Below are 18509 nucleotides of genomic sequence, written 5' to 3'. Positions count from 1 at the left end.
TATCTGACGGCAACACAGGAGGGTTCCGCCGGTCGCCCGGCGGAACCCTCGCTTCTTTCCGGTGCGTCAGGCCGTGTGCAGCCTCAGCCCGTACCGGTTGAGGATCTCGTTGACCGGCTGGAACCAGGTCTCCCCGCCGCCGGAGCAGTTCCCCCAGCCGCCGGAGGTGACGCCCTGCGCCTGGTCACCGCTGATGAACGAGCCGCCGGAGTCGCCGGGTTCGGCGCAGACGCTGGTCTTTGTCATCTGGTGCACCGCGCCCTGGCTGTAGTTGACGGTCTCGTTCTTGGCCAGCACGGTGCCGCAGTGCCAGTGCGTGGTGGAGCCGGACCGGCAGGTGGAGGTGCCGACGGGCGCCTCGGCCGAGCCGCGCACGAGCCGGTCGGGGATCGTGCCCCAGCCGAGCACCACCGGGACGGTCCACCAGCCGCTGCCGACGTTGACCCAGGCGTAGTCGTTGCCGGGGAACGAGGACCCCTGGAACGAACCGATGTGCGTGCCGTCCCAGCCCCGGACGGTGCCGCCGACCCCGCCGCAGTGCCCGGCGGTGACGAACCCGCCGTGCACCGAGAAGCCGATGGAGCAGCGGACGTTGCCGGTGTAGTACGGGTCGCCGCCGACGGTGCCGGCCGCGAACGTGCGCGGCGCGGCCGGCACCGTCTCCACGGTCACCGGACCGGCCTCACGGGCGCGTGCGACAAAGCGCCGGACATCGTTGTCGGATCGTCGGCTCTCGACGACGTTCACCACGACGGAGTTGGCCGCCGGGTCGACATGCCAACTGCTCACGCCCTGGGGCGCGTTGAGCCGGTCGATGCGCGCCGACGTCGCGTCGAGCTCGCGTGCGCTGTGCTCCACGGTCCGGACGTTCGCGCCGGTGGAGCGGACGGCCCGTATGGTCGCGGCCGGGGCGTCCGAGGCGACGGCCACGGTCAGCCGTTCACTGGCGGCGTCGAACCACGACCCGCCGTACGCCGCTCCGGCGGCCCGGCGGGCGGCGGGCGCGATGTCCCGGGCGTCGGCCTCGGCCGCCAACCGCGTCTCGGCCTCGGCCTCGGTCAGACCGAAGTCCCGCTGCATCGCCCGGATCAGACCCGCGGATGCCTGCGGTGCGTCGGCCGTGGGGGCGGAGTCGCTCGCCGAGGCCGGGAGGGTTCCTGCGGCGGTCCAGCTGCCCAGCATGAGGAGAGCGGCCAGACCGGCATGCATGAGTCGCTTGCGTCTCAAGGGAGTTGCCCTTCGTCGTTCCAGCAAGGTGGGGTGGAACAACCGCAAACTGAGAGCGCTCTCACAGGGTTGGGGCAGAGCTTAGCCAGGCATGCCTATCAGGTCCATGCCAATGCAGGCCCTATTGGTACGGGCCTTGCGCGCATGGACCTTCGGCGTGCGGGAGTGCTACTGCCGGAGCCGTCCTCGGCTCATCGGCTCAGCTCCACAGGGGGTACGTGACCACCTTCGGGAACCCCTCCGGCCTGCCGTCCGTGTAGGTCAGGCTGATCTTGCCGTACTGGCGCAGGTCCGGGTTCTTCTTCCACGGCTTCGGATCGTCCAGCCGCACGGTCACGGCGTACGAGTGGAACCTGCCCGCCGCGCAGTACGGCTTGCAGTCGTTGACCCAGTTGACCCCCTTGGCCACCGCCGCGCGCCCGTCCCAGCGCGACCACTCCAGGCGGTCGAGACGGCTGTTGCCGTCACCGCAGGCCAGCATGAACTCGGTGGGACGCACCTCGGGGCGCCAGAAGCAGTCGACCAGTACCGGATCCGCATCCTTCGCCTGCTGCTGGACCGGGCGTGTGTTCGACGGGGCGCCGGAGGCGGTGCCCAGGGTCGCTGCGAGCGCTGTCGCGGCACAGAGCGTGATGGCCGCCCTCATGCTGTGCCTCTTCATATCCGCTCCCCGCCGTTTTCCGCGTCCGCGCTGCGTCCGTGCGCCGTCTTTTTGGGTCGACTTGTTCCGACGCTACGACCGTGGGGAGGAATGCACCACTCGAACGGAGCAGAGGTGCGCCGTCGCGGCCACACGCGCCCCCTGTCCCCTCTACGCCGCGCACTGCCCGCATGAGACCTTGGGAACCGCACGGACGGCGACGCCGGCCGGCGCCGAGCGGTCGCGTGTGGAGGGGACCTGTGGGATCGACATCGGTGGAGTGGCGGCACAGCCGGCAGATATGGGCCGCCAGGGGAGCCCTCGCGGCGGCGGCCGTGTCGGTGCTGCTGCCGCTGGCGCAGGGCGGCGTGGGCGGCCTGGTCCTGCTCGTCGTGGGGCTCGCGGGCCTCGGTCTCACTTGCGCCGCACTGTGGTGGACCCTGTCCCGCCGCGGGCCCGTGCGGATCGCCGCCGCCCTGCTGGCCGTAGCCGCCCCGGTCGGCGTGATCGCGATGTTCGAGCGGGCGAACCTCCTGTGGGTGGTCACCGTCTCCGGGCTGCTGTGGTGCGCGGCCGTGTGGAGCGGCCGGTACGCGCTGCGCAGCACCGGCCTGCGGCAGGGACGGCTCAAGGAGTACCGGACCCCGCCCCCGCAACGCCCCTTCCTCCTGCTCAATCCGCGTTCCGGCGGCGGCAAGGTGGAGAAGTTCGCGCTGCGGGAGAAGGCCGAGAGCCTCGGCGCCCGGGTCGTGCTGCTGGACCCCGAGCACCACCAGGACGTCGCCGCACTCGCGCGACAGGCCGTGGCCGACGGCGCCGACCTGCTGGGGGTCGCGGGCGGTGACGGCACCCAGGCGCTGGTCGCGGCCGTGGCCGCGGAGCACGGACTGCCGTTCCTGGTGATCTCGGCCGGCACCCGCAACCACTTCGCGATGGACCTCGGCCTGGACCGCGACGACCCCGCCACCTGCCTCGACGCCCTCACCGACGGCGTGGAACTCCGCGTGGACCTGTGCTTCGCGGGCGACCGCCCGTTCGTCAACAACGCCTCGTTCGGGGTGTACGGCGCGGTCGTGCAGAGCCCCGGCTACCGCGACGACAAGGTGGGTACGGCGCTGGAGCTGCTGCCCGAGCTGCTCACCCGGCAGCGCGGCCCGCGCCTGACCGCCCACGCCGACGGCACGACGTTCACCGATCCACAGGCCGTGCTGGTGAGCAACAATCCGTACCGCATCGACGACCCCCTCGGTTTCGGCCGGCGCCAGCGGCTGAACTCCGGCAGGCTCGGCGTGCTCTCCGTGAAGGTGGACAGCGCCATCGAGGCGGCCGAGCTGCTGCTCGACCCGCAGGGGTTCGGGGCGTTCACGGCCCACGAGGTGATCATCGACGCCGACGCGCCGCAGCTGGAGGTCGGCCTCGACGGCGAGGCCGTCACCCTGAGCACCCCCGTGCGCTGCCGCATCGAACGCCGTGCCCTGCGTGTACGCGTCCCCCGCGAGCGGCCGGGCGTCCCCGACCTGCCGCCCCGCCTGGACTGGCGCCGACTGCGCAAGCTGGCGGCCGCGGTGGGTCGTACGGCCGTACCCGCACGCCCCTGGCCGACCAGCCGCCCGCACCGCGACGAACCGGCACACCGGGACGATCAGGCGGCCTGACCTCCCGCGTCCCAAGCGATGGCATCCGTCACATCCGCTTCACGCGGGACATCACGCCTGGTAGACGTGGCTGGGCCAGTACATTCCCCCGTGAAAGCACCGCCCCCATGGATGACAGCCCCACCCCCGACCTCGTGCCCTTCACCATCGATCTGACGCGGGAGGAAGCCCGTCGGCGGGCCGAGGTGGTGGCGGCGCTCGGGCCCCACTGGGACCCGGTGGCCGCGCTGCGGTCGGAGGAGGCGGCCCACGCCCTGCTGTACTCCGGCCTCAGCGAGGAACAGGAGCGGACGTACGCCATGCTGGTGGCGGCCGGTGTGCTGCCGGATCGGGACGCGGGCGATGCGGCTGCCCATTGATCCGCAGGCCGACCGGGCCCGCCGGGCCTGGGTGCTCTGCCCAGGCTGCGACGACGCCCGCGACTGCGTGATCTGCGCCGCGCGGCGCACCTGCCCGACGCACTGGCGCTACCTCATAGGCAACGACGGCCCCCGCGTCCACCTCCAGTGCCCCGGCTGCACCCACACCTGGACCCTCGACACCCGCCCCGGCCGACGCGGCCCGACCGGCTGAGGCGGCGCCCGAGGTTCAACAGATCCGCGGCAGTTGCTCGCCCGGCGGCATGTCCACGACCGGTGTCCCGTCGAGCCGGGTGCGGGTCACGGCCATGCCTGGCTGCACCTGCACCTGGAGCCTCGACATCCGCCCGGGCCGACGCGGCCGGACCGGCTGAGGCGGCGCCCGGCGCGGGCCGTTCGGCAGTTGCTCGCCCGGCGGCATGTCCACGACCGGTGTCCCGTCGAGCCGGGTGCGGGTCACGGCCATGCCCGGCAGTACCTGCACCTGGACCCTCGACACCCGCCCGGGCCGACGGGGCGCGACCGGCTGAGGCGGCGCCCGGTGCGGGCCGTTCAGCAGATTCGCGGCAGTTGCTCGCCCAGCGGCATGTCCACCACCCGCGTCCCGCCGAGCCCGGTGCGGGCCACCACCATGCCCGGATGGTCCGCGACCACCTCACCGATGATCGCTGCCTCGGACCCCCGCTCGTGGGCCCGCATCGCGGCGAGGACCGCGTCGGCGTGCTCGCGGGGGACGAAGGCGACGAGCTTGCCCTCGTTCGCCACGTACATCGGGTCGAGGCCCAGCATGGCGCAGGCACTGGCCACGGGCGGCGGCACCGGCACGGCACGCTCCTGGACGACGACTCCGCACCCGGCGGCCGCGGCGATCTCGTTGAGTGAGGCGGCCAGGCCCCCGCGGGTGGGGTCGCGCAGCACATGCAGGTCCGGCGTGACGGCGAGCATCGCCTCGACGAGCCCGCCGAGCGGCGCGCAGTCGCTGACGATCCCGACGTCGAACCGCAGGTTCTCCCGCTCGCTCATGATGGCCACGCCGTGCACGCCGACGGCCCCGCTGACGATGACGACGTCCCCGGGGACGACCCGCTCCGGGCGCAGATCGACGCCGGCCGGGACGAGGCCGATGCCGGAGGTGTTGATGTAGACGCCGTCGCCGTGCCCGGCCTCGACGACCTTGGTGTCACCGGTCACGACCCGCACCCCGGCCGCGCGGGCGGCGGCACCGAGCGCCTCGGCCACCCTGGCGACGGTGTCGATCTCGACGCCCTCCTCCAGGATGAGCCCGCACGAGAGGCAGGCCGGGCGGGCCCCGCTCATGGCGAGGTCGTTGACCGTGCCGTTGACGGCGAGGTCACCGATGCTGCCGCCGGGGAAGAAGAGCGGCCGTACGACGAAGGAGTCGGTGGAGAAGGCGAGCCGCGCGCCGCCGAGCTCGACGGTGGCGGAATCGGTCAGCGGAGCCGGTTCCTGCCCACCGAGCGCGGGCACGATGACCTGCTCGATCAGCTCGGCCGACATGGCACCGCCGCCGCCGTGGCCCATGACCACGCGCGGCCGGTCCCGCAGGGGCGCCGGGCAGGTCCAGGAGAGCATGTCCGGCGCGGCGGTGGTCTCAGACAAGGGAGCTGCCCTCCTGGCTCGCGGTCGTCACGGTCACCGGCGTCGCCCGCTCCGGCAGGTCCAGCCGCCGGTACAGGTAGTACGCCGCACAGGCCCCCTCGCTGGACACCATCGTCGCCCCCAGCGGCGTACGCGGCGTGCACGTCGTACCGAACGCCTCGCACTCGTGCGGCTTCAGCAGCCCCTGGAGCACCTCACCGCTGCGGCACTCCGCGGGCTCCCGTGTCGTGATGTCCCCGACCCGGAAGCGGTCCTCGGCGTCGAAGTCCCGGTAGCGCTCGGACAGCCGCCAGCCGCTGTCGGGGATGACCCCGATGCCGCGCCAGGCCCGGTCGGTGACCTGGAAGACGTCGTCCAGCATCGCCCGCGCCACCGGGTTGCCCTCGGGCCGGACCGCACGCGGGTAGGCGTTGTCGACGGTGTGCTCGCCCCGCTCCAGCTGCCGCACGGTCCGCCGTACGCCCTCCAGGATGTCCAGCGGCTCGAACCCGGTCACCACGATCGGCACCCGGAACCGCTCCGCGAGCGCCGGATACTCCTCGACACCCATCACGCTGCACACATGGCCCGCCGCCAGAAAGCCCTGCACCCGGCAGTCCGGCGACTGCATGATCGCCTCGATCGCGGGCGGCACCCGGACGTGCGAGACGAGCAGGCTGAAGTTGCGGATGCCGCGCCTGCGGGCCTGATGGACCGTCATCGCGTTGGGCGGGGCGGTCGTCTCGAAGCCGATGCCGAAGAACACGACCTGCCGTTCCGGGTTCTCCTCGGCGATCCGCAGCGCGTCCAGCGGGGAGTACACCACGCGGACGTCACCGCCCTCCCCGCGCACCTGGAACAGATCGCGCCCGGTCCCCGGAACCCGCAGCATGTCACCGAAGGAGCAGAAGATCACCTCGGGCCGCGAGGCGATTTCCAAGGCCTTGTCGATCACCTCCAGCGGTGTCACACACACCGGACAGCCGGGCCCGTGGATCAACTCCACCTCGTCGGGCAGCAGTTGGTCGATGCCGTGCCGGATGATGGTGTGCGTCTGACCGCCGCACACCTCCATCAGCGCCCACGGCCTGCTCACCGTGGCCCTGATGTCGTCGAGCAGCCGCGCCGCCAGCTCGGGGTCCTGGAACTCGTCGATGTACTTCACTGCCGCACCTCCCCGGCCTCGGGCCGCGCCGCCTGCGCGGCCTGCTCCCACGGATCGCCGAACTCCTCCTGGAGCATGCCGAGGTTCTCGAACAGCTCCAGCGTCCGGCGGGCCGACTCCTCGTCCAGCCGTTGCAGGGCGAACCCGACATGGACGATGGCGTACTCGCCGACCTGAAGGTCCGGCAGGTACTCCAGGCACACCTCCTTGACCACACCGCCGAAATCGACGCTGGCCATGCGGGTGCCGTCCCGCTCCTCGATGCCCAGCACTCTGCCGGGTACTGCCAGACACATACGTGTCTCCTCACTCACTTGATGCGGGTTCGGGCCGCCACGACGAGCTGGCCGAGGGCCAGCCCGCCGTCGTTCGGCGGGATCCGGTGGTGCCGCAGGACGGTGAACCCGTCCGCGCGCAGCCCGCGCGCACAGGCCGACGAGAGCAGCGCGTTGGCGAACACACCGCCGCTCAGGGCCACGGTCCCCAGCCCCGTCGCCGCACGCGCCGCACCACACACCGCCCGCACCAGCCCGGCGACGGCCAGATGAAAACGCGCCGCGATCACGCCCACGGGAACCCCCGCCCGTACGTCGTCGGCGACCGCCGCCAGCAAGGGGGCCGGGTCGGCGGTGACCGGCTCAACGCCCGCGAGGCGGAAGCCGTACCGCGGGTCGTCGTCCTCGACGGCACCGGCGGACACGGCGGCCCCCTCCAGCTCGATCGCGGCCTGCGCCTCGTAGCCGACGTGCTGGCAGATTCCCGCCAGGGACGACACGGCGTCGAAGAGCCGCCCCATGCTGGAGGTGGGGACACAGTTCAGCCCGCGTTCCAACTGCCGCCGAAGCAGCGGAAGTTCCCCGGCCGGGCAGGCGGCGACGCACGGCAGGTCCGGGCCGGGCGCGAGGCCCGCCGCGTGCAGATGCGCCAGCGCCATGCGGTACGGCCGCCGCACCGCCGCGTCCGCACCGGGCAGCGGCACATACGCCAGGTGCGCGAACCGGCGGAATCCGTCGTAGCCCGCGAGCAGGAACTCACCGCCCCACACCGCCCCGTCGTCCCCGTGCCCGGTGCCGTCGAAGGCGACCCCGATCACCCTGCTGCCCGCCTCCAGGCCATGCTCGGCCATCACGGCGGCGACATGCGCGTGATGGTGCTGCACCCGGACCACCGGGCGCCCGCGCGCCTGCCGCCGCGCCCACGCGCCCGACCGGTACGCCGGGTGCGTGTCGGTGACGAGGAGGGCCGGTCGTACGCCCGTGATGGACTCCAGCTGCCGCTCCGCGCGGTCGAACGCCCGCTGGGTGGCGAGGTCGTCCATGTCCCCGATGTGCGCGGACAGCCACGCCTTGTCGCCCCGGCCGAGGCAGAAGACGTTCTTCAGGTCGCCGCCGACGGCGAGCGCGGGGGACACGGGGACGGGCACGGTGACCGGCAGCGGCGCGTAGCCGCGGGAGCGGCGCAGCACCAAGGGCTCGCCGTCGCACACTCGCACGACGGAGTCGTCGCACGGCACGTGAATGGGCCGGTCGTGCGTGAGCCACGCGTCGGCCAGGCCCGCGAGCCGTTCGAGGGCCTCGCCGTCGTCGGTGACGATGGGCTCGCCGGAGAGGTTGCCGCTCGTCATCACCAGCAGCCGGGGAGCGCTCTCGCTTGCGAACAGCAGGTGGTGCACCGGCGTGTACGGCAGCATGACGCCGAGGTCCGGGCTGCCGGGCGCCACGGCGCCGGCGGGCACCGGCGGTGCGTGCAGGACGCCCGTCCGCCGCCGCATCAGGACGATCGGCCGCACCCGGCCGGTGAGCAACTCCCGTTCGACGGGCCCCACGTGCACCAGGTGCTCGACGTCCGCGACGTCCCCGGCCATCAGCGCAAACGGCTTGTCCCCGCGTGCCTTGCGGCGGCGCAGGCCGGCGACCGCGTCCGCATTCGTCGCGTCGCAGGCGAGGTGGTAGCCGCCGACGCCCTTGACGGCGAGAACGGCCCCCGCGGCGAGCAGGGTCCGCGCCGCCTCGACGGGGTCGCCGCCGGGGGCCTCGCCGTACGCCACGGCCAGTCTCAGGCGCGGGCCGCAGTCGGGGCAGGCGACCGGCTGGGCGTGGAAGCGGCGGTCGGCGGGGTCGTGATACTCGCGGCTGCACTCGGGGCACAGGGGGAAGCCCGCCATCGTCGTGTGCTCACGGTCGTACGGCAGACCGGTCACGATGGTGAAGCGCGGCCCGCAGTGCGTGCACGTGATGAAGGGGTGGCGGTGGCGTCGGTCGGCGGGGTCCGTGAGTTCGGCGAGGCAGTCGGCGCAGGTCGCGGTGTCGGGGGAGACCAGGGTCCGGACGGAACCGGTCGTGCGCGTGGGGACGATGGTGAAGCCGCTGCCTCCGGTGGGCGGCAGGTCGGTGGCCTCCACCGCCTCCACCATCGCGAGCGGCGGGGCGTCGGAAGCGATCCGCGTACAGAACCGGTCGACGGCCTCCGGCGCGCCCTCGACCTCGACGAGCACGCCGTCGCCGGTGTTGGTGACGTGACCGGCGAGCCGTAGCCCCGTGGCGAGGCCGTACACGTACGGCCGGAAACCCACGCCCTGCACCACACCCCGTACCACGACCCGGGCCCGCCGCACGGCGGGGGCGGTACGGACGTCCGGGACCGTGCGGACCTCCGGCGTCGTACTCACGCCTCGGCCCGGGCCATCACCGGTGCGTGGACGGACTGCCCCTCGGCCGCCGCCAGCGCCCGGTCGACCAGGACACCGGCGCCCTCACCACTGCGTACGGACGTCAGCACCACCTCGACACCCGGGTTGACCTGCTGGACATGCGCCTTGAAGGCGGCCTCGTCGAACTCGGCCGGTCCGGCCAGGTCGGACTTGGTGACCAGCACCAGCTGGGCCAGCCCGAACGCCGTCGGGTACTTCAGCGGCTTGTCCTCGCCCTCCGTGACCGACGCCAGCACCACCCGCAGCGACTCGCCGAGGTCGTACGAGGCGGGGCACACCAGGTTGCCGACGTTCTCCACGAACAGCAGGCGGGTGTCGTCGGGCAGCCACTCGTGCAGATGCCCGGCCAGCATGTCCGCCTCCAGATGGCACAGCCCGTCGGTGAGCACCTGCTTGACCGGCACACCCGAACGCGCCAGCCGCGTGGCGTCGTTCTCGGTGGCGAGGTCGGCGGTGAGGGCGGCGGTCGGGATGCCGCGCTCCCGGGCGAGCAGCAGCTCCCGCTCCAGCAGGGCCGTCTTGCCACTGCCCGGGCTGGACAGGAGGTTGACCACCGTCGTGCCCCGGGCCGTCAGTTCGGTACGCAGGACGCGGGCCGCCATCGTGTTCTTGGCGAGCACCGCCTGCCGGAGGTCGACTGTGCGGCACATGGGCAGCTCTCCTTGAGGTGGGCGGCGCGGGGGCGTTCGGGCGTGTCCGTCCGGTCGGCCCGGCGCACCTCGGTGACGGGCACGCTCGCCGGGCCTGCTCGATCCGGTCCGCGACCGGCAGGGCGACGGACATCTCGTGCATCGGTCTCGGTCCCGGGCCCGCGGATGTCTCCTGGGCGCCCATTACACGGTGGCGGTCCGACGGCGGGCCGAGCGGCGCGCCGGGGTCACACGGATGCCTGGCCCGTTCGGTGCACCGGGCCGGACGCCGGATCGCGCAGCAGGCCGACGACCATGCGCACCGCTTCCGGCAGGGCGGCGGCGACGGCCGGGTTGAGGCCGATGCCTTCCTCGACGGCGGCGGGCTCGCACCCCACCACCAGCGTGCGCCGGGGCGGCGCCGCACCGGTGCCCGCGCACAGGGTGTCCAGGAGGGCCAGTACGGCGTCGGGTGACATCCGGTGGCCGTCGAGGGGGACGCTCTTCGGCGGCGGCCGGCTTCCCGGTTCGGTCGCGTCGATCACGTACAGCGTCCCGGGCTTCCCGCCGCGCGCCGTCGCGTCGAGGAGTACGAGGGTGTCGTACCCGTCGAGCAGTTGGTACGCCAGGTGCACCCCGCGGATGCCGATGTCGGCGACCTCGACGCCGGGCGGCAGTTCCTGCCCGGACAGCAGACGTGCGGCCTCGACGCCGAAGCCGTCGTCGCCGAGGAAGAGGTTGCCCACCCCGGCGACCAGGGTGCGCGGCCCGGGTGGGGCGGCGGCGTTCACGCGTCCTCCCGGGTCTCGTCGATGTCCGTGGCCGCCGGGTCCGGTACGGCCCTCGACTCGTTCGTAGGATCCGGCCCGGCCGGTGCCCGTTCCTTGCGTACGAAGGCCCGGCGCAGCGCGTGATAGGGCGCGCCGGGGTCCGAGAAGATCCTCCGCATGCGGAGCAGCTCCCGCTCGCGGACCGCCGCCAGCGGAGTGACGGCCTCCCGGCGCTCGCACTCGGCCTTCTTCGCGGCGAGGCGCGACTGGACGAGCGGGGACGCCGCCAGCCGACGGGCCAGGACAGTGACCTCGGCCGTGAACCGCGCCGGGGCGCACTCGACCACCCGGTCGATCAGCCCGATGTCCCTGGCCCGGGCGGCGGTGACCGGCAGCGCCTCCTGGGTGAGCCGCTCCGCCATGGCCGTACCGACCCGGCGGGGCAGGCTGTACGTCCAGTACTCGGAGCCGTACAGCCCCATGCGCCGGTAGTGCGGATTGAGCACCGAGCCCGAACGGCACCACACCTCGTCGGCGGCCAGCGCCAGCATCACGCCCCCCGCCGCGGCGTTGCCGCCGACGGCACTCACGACGACGCGGTCGGTCGTGGTGAGCACCGCCTCGACGAGGTCGTTCATCGCGTTGATGTTGGCCCAGGACTCCGCGGCCGGATCGGCGGCGGCCTCGATGACCCCCAGATGGATCCCGTTGGAGAAGAAGTCCCGACCGGCACCCAGCACCACCACGGACGTCGGCCGCTCGCACGCCGTCCGGTAGGCGGCCAGCAGGCGCCGGCACTGGTCCGTGGACATCGCCCCGCCCGGGAACGAGAACGACAGGACACCGACGGGCCCGTCCTCCCGGTACCGGATGTCGGACCAGGTGGCGTCCTCCGCGGTGGGCAGCGCGGGCAGCCGCCCGCCCAGCGCGGTCACGGCGGGCAGCTTGCACGCGCGCGGCGCACCGGCCGCCGTACGCTCCCGCAGCTCGGGGATCCACACCGCGCCGTCGGCCGTGGCCCGGCAGACGGCACCAGCCCGGGTCGCCAGCAGCTCCCCGGGCCGCCCGCGCAGCCGGAACTCGCGATGACCGCCGTGCAGGAACCACTCCCCGCCCAGCAACTCGTCGAGCACGCCGGGCTGTGAGTCGGCGGCGCGCAGGGTGCGCAGCACGGTGTCGGTGGAGTCGTCGGCCCAGGAGATACGGCGGTTCTGCTGGCGCATCACGGGCCTGGTCCGCGCGCCGGGCGCCCTCGGCAGAGTGCTCTGCTCCCGCGGCACGTACCGGCCGGAGGTGAACCGCTCCACGGCCAGCAGCACGGCCTCGACGGCCGCGTCGGACACCTCGTTCCGGTACAGCTCGCTCTTGCCCACGCCGGGGACGGGGCATACGGCCGTCGCCCACACCGGCCCGGCGTCCATCTCCTCGTCGGCCTGGAGCACGGTCACGCCCCACTCGTCGACGCCGTCGTGGAGGGCCCAGTCCAGCGAGGAGGGCCCCCGGTCGCCGACGGGGCCGGGGTGGACGATCAGGCAGGTGCGGCTCGACCACACATCGCGCGGGACGACGGCCTTCAGCATCGGCGCCACGACCAGGTCCGGGGCGTGCCGCCGGACGGCCGCCCGCACGTCGTCGCCGCGAGGCGTCACCTCGACGGCGACGCGGTGCCCGCGCTCACGCAACTCGGCGTGCAGGCGCTGGGTGAGGCTGTTGTAGGCGCTGCCGATGAGCAGGATGAGCATGCCTGCGATGGTCATACAGGCGCCACCACGGAGGTCGACGCGAATCCCGCCGGTCACTCGTAGGGGTTGGGGTTCCCGCCATATGGGCGGTGGCCGGTCCGAATGCGCTATCGGCTGGACCTACCAGGAGCTCGGCCCAGTACCTCGGCCACATCGAGGCCGCCGCCACCCCACGCAGGGCTCACGAAGCGGTCAACGCACCTCCCCCGCGGTCGACGGACTGGGCGTCGGCGACGTGGTGTTCACGTTGAGGTCCGGGCGGGGCTTGAGGGCCAGCACGGGGGAGCCGGGCTGGGGCGGCGGCGGGGTCAGCTGGTCCTTGGGCAGCTTCGGCGGCGTGGTCTGCTGGAGGAGGACCTGCTCGTAGTTGACCATGCCGGTCTTCTCCAGCACGGTGATGTGGTCGAGCACGGTGTCGTTGGCCTGGTCGGCCAGCGTACGGACCAGAGTGTTCTTGGTGTTGGCGCGGATCTTGGCGATGGCCGGGAAGATCTGGCCGTGGGTCACGCGCATGATGTTGACCGCCGTGATGTCGAACTGCTTGCCCGTCTCCGCGTCCACGGTCGCCACGAACTGCTGCTGTTGTGGTGTCGCCTGGTTGGGCAGGGTGATGCCCAGTTCCGGGGCGATCCTGCGGCAGGTGGCGTCGAGACCCGCGTGTCCGACGATGAGGTGTGCGCCGGCCTCCTTCATCTCCGGCGTCGTGCCCCGCTCCATGGCCATCTCCCCGAGCGGGTACTCCCACAGCCCCGCCGAGCGGACCTTGACGACGAAATCGCGGTCCGCCTCGGTCAGCGGACCGTAGGGCGTGTTGGCGATGATCCGGTCCTGCGAGCCGGCGGTGTTCTCGATCCCGAGCATGGCCGGGTACGCGAGGGCGGCGAGGGTCAGACCCAGCGCACCGAACACGAAGATGCTTCCCAACTTGCTGGGTGAGACGGGCATGGAGCCTCCTGACGCGAGCGACTGGTACGTCAGGAGGTACGGATGAGCCGGTCGGATCCATCATTGCGTTGGTCAAAATTTGTGCGCTGACGTGTGTTGTGTGTCACAGGCCCGAACATTTCGAAGGCCGCTGCACATCTCGAAGCCGGTGTTCTACCGGGCCTCGGCCGTCGACACGGACGTGTGGCGCCGACGCGACAGGCGGGTGGCGACGGGTTCCGTGCAGCGGGCGGTGAGCGGGCCGAGCAGGACCAGGATCAGGACGTACGCGGTGGCCAGCGGGCCGAGGGCGGGCTCGATCCCGGCCGTGACGGCGAGCCCGGCGATGACGATGGAGAACTCGCCGCGCGCCACCAGCGTGCCGCCCGCCCGCCAGCGGCCCTTCGGGGCGATGCCCGCGCGTCCGGCGGCCCAGTAGCCGGTGACGATCTTCGTCAGCGCGGTGACGGCGGCCAGGGCGAGGGCGGGCAGCAGGACGGGCGGAATCTTCGCCGGGTCGGTGGTGAGTCCGAAGAAGACGAAGAAGACGGCGGCGAACAAGTCCCGCAACGGGGCGAGCAGACTGTGCGCACCCTCGGCGACCTCCCCGGACAGCGCGATGCCGACCAGGAAGGCACCCACGGCGGCGGACACCTGCACCTGCTGGGCGAGCCCGGCGACCAGCAGGGTCAGCCCGAGGACGACCAGCAGCAGCTTCTCCGGATCGTCGCTGGAGACGAAACGGGAGATGTGGCGGCCGTACCGCACCGCGAGGAACAGCACGGCGGCGGCGGCGCCGAGCGCGATGGCCAGGGTGATACTTCCGGCCACCAGGCCGATACCCGCCAGCAGGGCGGTGAGGATCGGCAGGTAGACGGCCATGGAGAGGTCTTCGAGGACCAGGATGCTCAGCACGACCGGTGTCTCACGGTTGCCCAGCCGCCCCAGGTCGCCGAGGATCTTGGCGATCACACCGGAGGACGAGATCCAGGTGACGCCCGCCAGTACGACGGCCGCGACCGGACCCCAGCCGAGCAGCAGCGCCACGGCGGCGCCCGGCAGGGCGTTGAGTGCGGCGTCGACCAGCCCGGCGGGGTAGTGCGCCCGGAGGTTGGAGACCAGGTCGCCGGCCGTGTACTCCAGGCCCAGCATGAGCAGCAGCAGAATGACGCCGATCTCGGCGCCGACGGCGACGAACTCCTCGCTGGCGCCCAGCGGGAGCAGCCCGCCCTCGCCGAAGGCCAGCCCGGCCAGCAGGTACAGCGGTATCGGCGACATCCGCAGCCGCCCGGCGAACCGGCCCAGCAGTCCCAGGGCGAGGATGATCCCCCCGAACTCGATCAGGAACAGGGCCGAGGAGTGCACGGCGGCTCACTCCCGCCCGAGTATGGCGGCGGCCGCCTCCACACCCTCGCGGGTACCGATCACGATCAGCGTGTCGCCGCCGGCCAGCCGGAAGTCCGGCGTGGGGGAGGGGATCGCCTCGGCCCGGCGCAGGACGGCCACGATCGAGGCGCCGGTCGTGGTGCGCATCCGGGTCTCGCCGAGCAGCCGCCCGTTCCAGTGCGATTTCCCGGACAGCTCGATCCGCTCGGCCACCAGTCCCAGGTCGGTGGTGGACAGCAGGTTCGGCGTGTGGTGCGTGGGCAGCAGCGCGTCGATGAGTGTGGCCGCTTCCTCCGCCGTGAGCCGCACGGACAGGGCGCAGTCGTCCGGGTCGTCCTTGCGGTACGCGCTCAGGGTGCGCTCCCCGTCGCGGTGCGCGACCACCGACAGATGCCGGTGCTCGTGAGTGGTCAGGTCGTAACGGACACCGATCCCCGGAAGCGGCGTACTGCTCAGGCGTGGAGCGGCCATGGCGACCCCCTCTCTCGCGGGGCACCTACGGCGGCAACCGCGGGGACGCGCCCTGGCACCCCGGTCCGGGCCTGTGAGAACCATCGTAGGTTCAGTGCGAGCAGCAAGGACGGCGCCGGCAGTCTTCACCCGGCGCGGCGAGCAGCGGCTCGCCCCGTGTGCAGCGACGACCCGAGTGCGCCGAACCGCCCACCGTGTCGAAGGTGCGACTCATCCCTGGCCTTGCGGCCGATCCGAATCCTGGGCAGCGGGCGTGATCGTCTCTCCCCGGATCACCCGCGGCGCGGCCTGCTCCCCGGCCGGTGTCTCCTGCTCCTTCATCGCCCTGGCCTCCGCCTTCAGGATGCGCGCCGACTTGCCCGCCGAGCGGGCCAGTTCGGGCAGCTTCTTGGCGGCGAGGACCGCTATGACGATGATGAGGATGATCGCGAGTTCACTGAGTCCGAACATGTGAGTGCCGCCCCCCAGGGTCAGACGTTGCCGCCGAAGTCGGTGCGACCCCGGCCTTGGTCGAATCTACAGCACTGTAGAAGGGTAGAAGGCGTGGGAGAAGATGCGCCCATACGTGGAACATCCGGCGACGCTCGGACGTTCGCTACAAGCGAGTAGAAGCATAGGGTGGGCGCAGACATCGAAGGCTGTGTTGCGGCCCTCCACTTGACCAGCGTGCTTTGCTTGTCCTTTACCATAGGGGGGCGTTGTTCCGACGCCCTCCCGTCCGACGTACCGAGAACGAAAAGGAGCCACGGTCCCGCAATGGGTGAGCCTCCCAGTACCAGCCGTGCCATTCCCTGCCCGCCGTATGTGAGTGAGGGAGGGGTGGCACGGTGACCGAGATCCTGCTGCTCCTGCTGGCCCTCCTGCTCACACTGGCCTGCGCGGTGTTCGTCGCCGCCGAGTTCTCCCTGACCACCGTCGAGCGCGGTGACCTGGAGCGGGCCGCCGCCGCGGGCGAGCGTGGCGCCGAGGGCGCGCTGAAGGCCGTACGCCGCCTGACGGTCCAGCTGTCCGGCGCCCAGCTCGGCATCACCGTCACCTCACTGGTGATCGGCATGCTCGCCGAGCCGTCGCTCGCGGCGCTGCTGCGCGGCCCGCTGGAGGCGGTCGGCCTCGGCGGCGCGGCGTCCTCCGTCGCGACCGTGCTCGGCGTGACCGTGTCCACCGTGGTGCTGATGGTGGTCGGCGAGCTGGTACCCAAGAACTGGGCGATCTCCCGCCCCCTGGCGGTCGCGAAGGTGGTGGCGGGCCCGCAGCGCGGCTTCACGGCCGCCTTCGGCCCGTTCATCAGCCACCTGAACAACACGGCGAACCGTTTCGTACGCCGCCTGGGCCTGGAGCCCGCCGAGGAACTGGCCTCCGCCCGCAGCCCCGAGGAACTGGTCGCGCTCGCCCAGCACTCCGCCGCCGAGGGCGCGCTGGAAGCCGACTCCGCCGAACTCTTCGTACGTACCCTGCACTTGGGCGAGCTGACTGCCGAGAACGTCATGACCCCGCGCGTCGACGTCAGGGCCCTCGAAGCACACGCCACGGCAGCCGACGCCGCGAACCTCACCCACGCCACCGGCCTGTCCCGCTTCCCGGTCTACCGCGACAGCCTGGACGACGTCATCGGCACCGTCCACATCCGCGACGTGCTCGCGCTGCCGCCGGAGAAGCGCGCGATCACCCCGGTCACCGAGCTGGCCACCGCACCTCTGCTGGTGCCCGACAGCCTCACCGCCGACCGCCTGCTGGAGCGCCTTCGCACCACCCGCACCATGGCCGTGGTCATCGACGAGTACGGCGGCACGGCGGGCGTGGCCACGATGGAGGACATCGTCGAGGAGGTCGTCGGCGAGGTCCGCGACGAGCACGACCCCGTGGAGGTGCCCGACCTGCTGCCCACCCCTGCTGCCGCGGACGGGCGCCCGGCCTGGGAGGCGGACGGCTCCGTCCGCATCGACCGGCTCGCCGGGATAGGACTGACGGCGCCTGAGGGGCCGTACGAGACCGTGGCCGGTCTGGTCGCCACCCGTCTCGCGCGCATCCCCGCCAAGGGGGACGTCCTGGACCTGGACGACGGCTGGCGCCTGGACGTCCTCGACGTCGACCACCACCGCGCCGACCGCGTCCGCATCACCGCACCCGCCCGGCTCCCGGTCCAGGCGGTCCCCGCGGCAGCGATGAGGGATTCGACGGGGGAGGCGTCCCGATGACCGTACTGCAGCTCGCCATCGGCGCCCTGACCCTGCTGACCAACGCCTTCTTCGTAGGCGCCGAGTTCGCCCTGATCTCCGTACGCCGCAGCCAGATCGAGCCCCGCGCGAAGGCGGGCCACACGCGGGCCCGGATGACCCTGTGGGGCCTTCAGCACCTCTCCGCGATGATGGCCACCGCCCAGCTCGGCATCACCGCCTCCTCGCTGGTGCTGGGCGCGGTCGCGGAGCCGGCCATCGCGCATCTGCTGGAGCCCGCCTTCGAGGCGGCCCACATCCCGCACGGGCTGGTGCATCCGATCGCGTTCGTCATCGCGCTCACCGTGGCGACGTATCTGCACATGCTGATCGGCGAGATGATCCCGAAGAACATCGCCCTCGCGGCGCCGGTCCCGACCGCCCTGCTGCTCGGCCCGCCGCTGGTCGCCCTCACCCGCGGCCTGCGTCCGGCGGTGTTCGGCATCAACGCCTTCGCCAACACCCTGCTGAAGCTGCTGCGGGTCGAGCCGAAGGACGAGGTCGAGTCGGTCTTCACCGACGACCAGCTGGCCCGGATGGTCGTCGACTCCAGCGAGGCCGGGCTGCTGTCGCCCGCCGACGGGGAACGGCTGCGTGACGCGCTGGAGCTGGGGACCCGCCCGGTGGGCGAGATCCTGGTCCCCGTGCCGCGGATGCGCACCGTCGGCCACACGGTCACCCCGGCCGAGCTGGAGCGGATCGCGGCCGAGGCGGGCTACTCCCGCTTCCCGGTCACCGGCCCGAACGGCAGCCTGCTGGGCTACCTGCACATCAAGGACACCCTGGGCGTCACCGACCGCGACCAGCCGTTCCCGCGCACCGCGCTGCACAGGGTGACCCGGGTCCGCATCGACACCCCGCTGGACGACACCCTCACGGCGCTGCGCGCCGACGGCAGCCACCTGGCCGCGGTCACCGGGGAGAAGGGCGCGGTCCTCGGCTTCGTGACGATGGAGGACGTGCTGTCGGAGCTGGTCGGCCCGGCACCGGCGACGACCTGACCGGGCGGCCGTCTTTGC

19 protein-coding genes are annotated in these 18509 nt (G+C 72.5%); 5 read left to right on the top strand and 14 right to left on the bottom strand.

Annotated features, from left to right (window positions below):
- Positions 1–66: 66 nt before the first annotated feature.
- Together HJD23_RS01325 and HJD23_RS01320 are read right to left on the bottom strand one after the other, a co-directional pair.
- Positions 67–1227 (bottom strand): S1 family peptidase, encoded by a 1161-nt coding sequence (locus HJD23_RS01325; RefSeq protein ID WP_171110276.1) that lies wholly within the window; start codon positions 1225–1227, stop codon positions 67–69.
- A 199-nt stretch (positions 1228–1426) separates the two neighbouring features.
- A complete protein-coding gene (locus HJD23_RS01320) occupies positions 1427–1873 on the bottom strand; it encodes a hypothetical protein (RefSeq protein WP_240980591.1) in 447 nt (148 codons plus the stop codon).
- A gap of 254 nt (positions 1874–2127) precedes the next feature.
- Between HJD23_RS01320 and HJD23_RS01315 the strand changes: the two genes are divergently transcribed.
- The 3 genes from HJD23_RS01315 to HJD23_RS01305 all read left to right on the top strand — a co-directional run bounded on the left by HJD23_RS01315 (position 2128) and on the right by HJD23_RS01305 (position 4095).
- Complete coding sequence (locus HJD23_RS01315; protein ID WP_240980590.1) at positions 2128–3522, top strand: diacylglycerol kinase family protein; 1395 nt, start codon at positions 2128–2130, stop codon at positions 3520–3522.
- Positions 3523–3629: 107 nt separating this feature from the next.
- Positions 3630–3881: a DUF6400 family protein gene (locus tag HJD23_RS01310; protein WP_171110273.1), complete on the top strand. Its 252-nt coding sequence runs from the start codon at positions 3630–3632 to the stop codon at positions 3879–3881.
- Entirely contained in the window at positions 3865–4095 is a 231-nt protein-coding gene (locus HJD23_RS01305; protein WP_171110272.1) for a hypothetical protein, read from the top strand. The genes HJD23_RS01310 and HJD23_RS01305 overlap by 17 nt, the downstream gene beginning before the upstream one ends.
- Before the next feature lie 15 nt (positions 4096–4110).
- On the opposite strand, the gene HJD23_RS01300 is transcribed toward HJD23_RS01305, so the two are convergent.
- The 12 genes from HJD23_RS01300 to HJD23_RS01245 all read right to left on the bottom strand — a co-directional run bounded on the left by HJD23_RS01300 (position 4111) and on the right by HJD23_RS01245 (position 15727).
- Complete coding sequence (locus tag HJD23_RS01300) at positions 4111–4347, bottom strand: hypothetical protein (RefSeq protein ID WP_171110271.1); 237 nt, start codon at positions 4345–4347, stop codon at positions 4111–4113.
- 86 nt (positions 4348–4433) lie between these two features.
- On the bottom strand, positions 4434–5501 hold the full coding sequence (gene hypE, locus HJD23_RS01295; RefSeq protein WP_277347765.1) for a hydrogenase expression/formation protein HypE: 1068 nt from the start codon (positions 5499–5501) through the stop codon (positions 4434–4436).
- A complete protein-coding gene (gene hypD / locus HJD23_RS01290; protein WP_171110270.1) occupies positions 5494–6645 on the bottom strand; it encodes a hydrogenase formation protein HypD in 1152 nt (383 codons plus the stop codon). Before hypD ends, hypE begins: the two co-directional genes overlap by 8 nt.
- Positions 6642–6941, bottom strand: a complete 300-nt coding sequence (locus HJD23_RS01285; protein WP_171110269.1) for a HypC/HybG/HupF family hydrogenase formation chaperone — start codon at positions 6939–6941, stop codon at positions 6642–6644. The genes hypD and HJD23_RS01285 overlap by 4 nt, the downstream gene beginning before the upstream one ends.
- A gap of 14 nt (positions 6942–6955) precedes the next feature.
- A complete protein-coding gene (gene hypF, locus HJD23_RS01280; protein ID WP_171111723.1) occupies positions 6956–9259 on the bottom strand; it encodes a carbamoyltransferase HypF in 2304 nt (767 codons plus the stop codon).
- A 50-nt stretch (positions 9260–9309) separates the two neighbouring features.
- Positions 9310–10005 (bottom strand): hydrogenase nickel incorporation protein HypB, encoded by a 696-nt coding sequence (gene hypB, locus HJD23_RS01275; RefSeq protein WP_171110268.1) that lies wholly within the window; start codon positions 10003–10005, stop codon positions 9310–9312.
- 227 nt (positions 10006–10232) lie between these two features.
- Positions 10233–10775 carry a hydrogenase maturation protease gene (locus HJD23_RS01270; protein ID WP_171110267.1) on the bottom strand — a complete coding sequence of 181 codons (543 nt, stop codon included), beginning with the start codon at positions 10773–10775 and terminating at the stop codon, positions 10233–10235.
- Positions 10772–12496 carry a hydrogenase maturation protein gene (locus tag HJD23_RS01265; protein WP_171111721.1) on the bottom strand — a complete coding sequence of 575 codons (1725 nt, stop codon included), beginning with the start codon at positions 12494–12496 and terminating at the stop codon, positions 10772–10774. The genes HJD23_RS01270 and HJD23_RS01265 overlap by 4 nt, the downstream gene beginning before the upstream one ends.
- A 192-nt stretch (positions 12497–12688) precedes the next feature.
- A complete protein-coding gene (locus HJD23_RS01260; protein WP_171110266.1) occupies positions 12689–13441 on the bottom strand; it encodes a DUF4142 domain-containing protein in 753 nt (250 codons plus the stop codon).
- A gap of 153 nt (positions 13442–13594) precedes the next feature.
- Entirely contained in the window at positions 13595–14785 is a 1191-nt protein-coding gene (locus HJD23_RS01255) for a cation:proton antiporter (RefSeq protein WP_171110265.1), read from the bottom strand.
- 6 nt (positions 14786–14791) lie between these two features.
- Positions 14792–15277 carry a cation:proton antiporter regulatory subunit gene (locus tag HJD23_RS01250; protein ID WP_171110264.1) on the bottom strand — a complete coding sequence of 162 codons (486 nt, stop codon included), beginning with the start codon at positions 15275–15277 and terminating at the stop codon, positions 14792–14794.
- A gap of 210 nt (positions 15278–15487) precedes the next feature.
- Positions 15488–15727, bottom strand: coding sequence for a twin-arginine translocase TatA/TatE family subunit (locus HJD23_RS01245; RefSeq protein WP_171110263.1), 240 nt, complete (start codon positions 15725–15727; stop codon positions 15488–15490).
- 377 nt (positions 15728–16104) lie between these two features.
- On the opposite strand from HJD23_RS01245, the gene HJD23_RS01240 reads away from it, so the two are divergent.
- Together HJD23_RS01240 and HJD23_RS01235 are read left to right on the top strand one after the other, a co-directional pair.
- On the top strand, positions 16105–17472 hold the full coding sequence (locus tag HJD23_RS01240; RefSeq protein ID WP_171110262.1) for a hemolysin family protein: 1368 nt from the start codon (positions 16105–16107) through the stop codon (positions 17470–17472).
- Entirely contained in the window at positions 17469–18491 is a 1023-nt protein-coding gene (locus tag HJD23_RS01235; protein WP_171110261.1) for a hemolysin family protein, read from the top strand. The genes HJD23_RS01240 and HJD23_RS01235 overlap by 4 nt, the downstream gene beginning before the upstream one ends.
- The last annotated feature ends 18 nt before the right edge of the window (positions 18492–18509 follow it).

Source organism: Streptomyces sp. Z423-1 (genome assembly GCF_013009255.1).
Taxonomy (GTDB): domain Bacteria; phylum Actinomycetota; class Actinomycetes; order Streptomycetales; family Streptomycetaceae; genus Streptomyces; species Streptomyces gossypiisoli.
This window is presented reverse-complemented; position numbering and strand designations above follow the sequence as displayed.